Source organism: Endozoicomonas sp. ONNA1 (assembly GCF_024606325.1).
Taxonomy (GTDB): Bacteria; Pseudomonadota; Gammaproteobacteria; order Pseudomonadales; family Endozoicomonadaceae; genus Endozoicomonas_A.
Map to the genome: position 1 here is coordinate 1 of NZ_JAHHPN010000655.1, position 3,890 is coordinate 3,890.

Below are 3,890 nucleotides of genomic sequence, written 5' to 3' on the forward strand. Positions count from 1 at the left end.
TTACGAAACCCTGTTAAAAGCGATTCAGGATCTCGGGCCGGTAACGGACAACCGCAACACACCGGTTCCGGGCAAAGAGCATGGCACTCTGGCAGATATGTCCGGCGATTTGCTGGGTAGGGTGTTCGATGTTTTCCTGCGTGCCAACTTTGAATCCAAAGGCGGACTGGGTGTTTATCTGACGCCCAACCCGGTGAAACAGGCCATGCTGGAAATGGCGTTTCACGATATCAAAGAACAATCCCCGGAAGAGCTGACCGCCCGTGATGCCGATGGTAATCCGGTATTTACGTTTGGCGATCCTACCTGTGGTTCCTACGGTTTTGGTTCTGTGGCCATGCGTCATTTAAGGACCGCTCTGGATGAACTGCCCATGCAGGACAACCTGCGTGACAAGCTCTGGGAAGATATGCTGAACAACAGCTTTATCGGTGCTGATGCGGCTCCTCGCATGGTGATGTTGGCAAGGGTCAATATGGCCTTGCAGGGGGCGAAAAAAGCCAAGATTTTCTACACCGATAACTCCCTGACCAGCCGCTCCCTGAAGCCTAACAGCCTGAGCTTGATCTGCACCAATCCACCGTTTGGTACGCCGAAGTTCAAGAGCGATAAGCGTGGCAAGGAATCCAAAAAACAGTACGAAGCAAATATGGAGCAAGTGCTGGGTGGTTTCCGTCCTGCTGAGCAGGTGGTGGAATCGTATAACGCTTATTACGACTATCAAAGAATGGAATGGAAAGATACTGGCGACCTGTTTAAAGACGACGATGGTAATCCACTCTGGGCAGGTTTCAGAACTGACCTGCGTAATGTTTCCAACGGCAAAAAAGCCAAATACCAGCTCCACCCTTCTCCTAAAGGTTTGGCATTGGGCAGTAAACCCAACAAAAGTGGCGAGTGGAACCAGGTAAAAGGCGGCTCCATTGATCCGGCGGTACTCTTTATTGACCGCTGCCTGCAACTGCTGAAACCCGGCGGTCGGCTGTTGATTGTTTTGCCCGATGGCATTCTCTGTAACTCCGGTGACCGTTATGTGCGGGAATACATTATGGGCAAAAAGGATGAGAAAAGTGGTGAGTTTGTGGGAGGCAAGGCCATTGTTAAAGCCGTAGTCAGCCTGCCAGCGGATACCTTTAAACTGTCGGGTACGGGTGCCAAAACCTCTATTCTTTATTTGCAGAAACGTCCGGCTGATCCTGAGAATGAAGATCGTTTTCTGCCTGAACCTCAGGGTGATGTGTTTATGGCGGTGGCTGAAACTCTGGGTTACTTAGTGAAGAATAATGTGGAAGATTACTCCGCAGGTGTTTCCAATGATCTGGATAAGATTGTTGGTGCTTATAGGCGGGGTGAGTGATGTCTGTTGATAAGCAGCGTGGTACACGCCATATTAACCGAGTTAAACCAAGCGATATAGGCTTGCTATGGTCGGCTCAGTCTTACCGACCAGCCATTACCAAAGCGATAAATGAAATCAAGGCTTTCAATTGGCTCCCGTTGCAAACGCTTATTGCAAATACAATTAGTCCAGGCCCTCATCCGAAGTATGGTGGCACCTATCCGTGCCTGAAAACCAAAAATGTTCAAGACCTGCTTGCGGACATATCGCCTGCTGATCATGCCGATATATCAAGTATCAAAGACTCAAGCAGAGTTAGCGTTAAATATGGTGATCTACTTATCAATCTGACTGGTGCAGGCAGTATAGGGAGGGTTTCTGTCTTTTATGGGGACCAGAAACCTATAACGAATCAGCATATTGCAAAAATGACAGTAAAACCTCAATACGACGAGGGCTATCTTTGTTCCTTTTTAAGAAGTTGGTGGGGTGAGCGAGCTCTCGAACAAGGGGTTGCAGGCAGTACAGGGCAAATTAATATGGTGAACGAACATGTTCGCTCTATTCCTGTAGCGATACTCAGTGATCCAGCCCAAAAATACATCGGCGATAAAGTCCGTCAGGCCGAGCGGCTCAGGGCTTGGGCGAAAGATCTTAACCAGGAAGTGACAAACACTTTTGCCCCCCTGACCCAAAATCTCAAACCAAAACAAACTTTTTGGAGAGCAAAGAAAGCTGAACTATCTCCGTACAGAATCAATCCCAAACAGTACGATCCCGTCGTTACAGATTTACTGCATAGGACAGAAAATAGCACAATCAGACTTGTTAGACTTTCTGCATTATTAGGTGAAAGAGGAGTAACTGGAGGTGCAACTCCCAAAGGGGCAAAGTACATTGACCAAGGCACTCTTTTTGCCAGAGTACAGAATGTTAAGGCTCTACAGCTTGATTTGAGCGATGCTGTTTATATAGACAAAAACAGTGATCAACAATTAGCAAGAAGCCGCTGTATGGTTAACGATATTATTCTTACCATCACAGGCTATCCAGGCACTGCCTCACTTGTTACCGAACAGGATTTACCCGTCAATATAAATCAGCACTCTGTTCGCTTTGATATCAGCCCCAAATACAGTGCTGCATATATTTGTGCGGCTATTAACTCAGATTTTGTAAAGCATCAGGTTAATCGAGCTTCCATAGGTGGTACACGAGAAGCATTAGATTACCCATCTGTTCATGGCTTACAGATACCCTTGCTGGGTGAACAGACTCAACAGTGGGTAGAACATGCTGTTCTCGACATCATTAGCGCAAGACAGCTGACCAAGCAGCTTACCCAAGCAGCCAAACTCCTGGTCGAAGCCCTCATCGAAGGCCAACTAACGGAACAACAGCTAATCCAGGCCGAATCCAGCGAAACCGCCAACCACGCCCTGCTGGAACGCCTGAAAACCGATGGTTTCGATGGCAAAGGCGAACCCCTGTTCCCGGATATTGACCAGCTGGAACAACTGTTGGAGGAAGCGGCGGATCAGTAAATCCGCCCTTGCTACAAAGCGCCTTTTAAGGCCTATAATAAAGAACCTTAAAAGGCACTTTATAAGACTTTCATCAGGAGGACGCCATGCGTATGGACCAAATCAAACCGATCAGCTATCTGAAAAAAAACACCTCAGCGGTGATTAACGAAATCCGGGAAAACCGCCAGCCCATGGTGATTACCCAGAACGGTGAGGCCAGCGCCGTCATTCTCGATGCCGACAGCTACCAGCAACAGCAGGAGTTACTGGCTCTGCTGAAAATTCTGGCCACTGGTCAGCAACAGATCGAACAGGGCGATAGCGAACCCGCTGAAGCGTTTTTCAATCGGCTTAAACAACAGATAGAGTCTGGCGAGCGGTAATCGATGAGCAAACCTGAACCGTCCGGGGCAACCGAAAGTCCGTCTTACACTGTCCACCTCACCCGCTGGGCACAGCAGGATTTACAGGATATCAGCCGTTTCCTGCTGCAGAAAACCGGACAACAGCAGGTGCTGACCTGGCTGGATGAACTGCAAAATGCCATCAGCACCCTGAACACTATGCCTGAGCGGGGCCATTGGGTACCGGAGATGCTGGCTGCGGGTATGAAAACTCACCGGGAACTGTCTCATCCACCTTACCGGATTATTTACCAGATTCGGGAACAGTCGGTCTTTGTGTTCACCGTTATTGATAGCCGCAGGGATTTACAGAGCCTGCTGAAAAAGCGGCTGCTGGAATGACATTAAACCGGCCTCCTTCACGACCATATTGCGCAGCTGCGCAATATGGTCAGAAGCCAGAACGGGCAGGACGTGCTATATAATAACTGTTTTTTTATACAGGTAGAGACACAGCATGGATAAATCAATGAACACAGATCATCAGAGCTTTGAATCGATCAGGCAGGTGAATGAGCTAGGGCAAGAGTGCTGGTCAGCAAGAGCATTAGCGCGAGTATTGGGATATTCAGTCTTCCGAAACTTTCAGCCCGTTATCCAGAAAGCCAGAGAAGCCTGCAC

The 3,890-nt window shown here is 48.5% G+C and carries 4 protein-coding genes; all 4 read left to right on the forward strand.

Annotation, left to right across the window (positions count from 1 at the left end; translation table 11 throughout):
- Positions 1-1,357: class I SAM-dependent DNA methyltransferase (locus KDK19_RS15425; RefSeq protein WP_257292299.1), on the forward strand; the 1,357-nt coding region annotated here is incomplete at its 5' end.
- 410 nt (positions 1,358-1,767) lie between these two features.
- Positions 1,768-2,883: a hypothetical protein gene (locus KDK19_RS15430; protein WP_257292300.1), complete on the forward strand. Its 1,116-nt coding sequence runs from the start codon at positions 1,768-1,770 to the stop codon at positions 2,881-2,883.
- An 86-nt stretch (positions 2,884-2,969) separates the two neighbouring features.
- Positions 2,970-3,248, forward strand: coding sequence for a type II toxin-antitoxin system Phd/YefM family antitoxin (locus KDK19_RS15435; protein WP_257292301.1), 279 nt, complete (start codon positions 2,970-2,972; stop codon positions 3,246-3,248).
- A gap of 3 nt (positions 3,249-3,251) precedes the next feature.
- Entirely contained in the window at positions 3,252-3,611 is a 360-nt protein-coding gene (locus KDK19_RS15440) for a type II toxin-antitoxin system RelE/ParE family toxin (protein WP_257292302.1), read from the forward strand.
- Positions 3,612-3,890 lie beyond the last annotated feature (279 nt).

Coding starts and splice junctions, on each gene's coding strand:
- KDK19_RS15430 (WP_257292300.1), top strand. CDS start 1,768: ATGACAGTAAAACCTCAATACGACGAGGGCTATCTTTGTTCCTTTTTA.
- KDK19_RS15435 (WP_257292301.1), top strand. CDS start 2,970: ATGCGTATGGACCAAATCAAACCGATCAGCTATCTGAAAAAAAACACC.
- KDK19_RS15440 (WP_257292302.1), top strand. CDS start 3,252: ATGAGCAAACCTGAACCGTCCGGGGCAACCGAAAGTCCGTCTTACACT.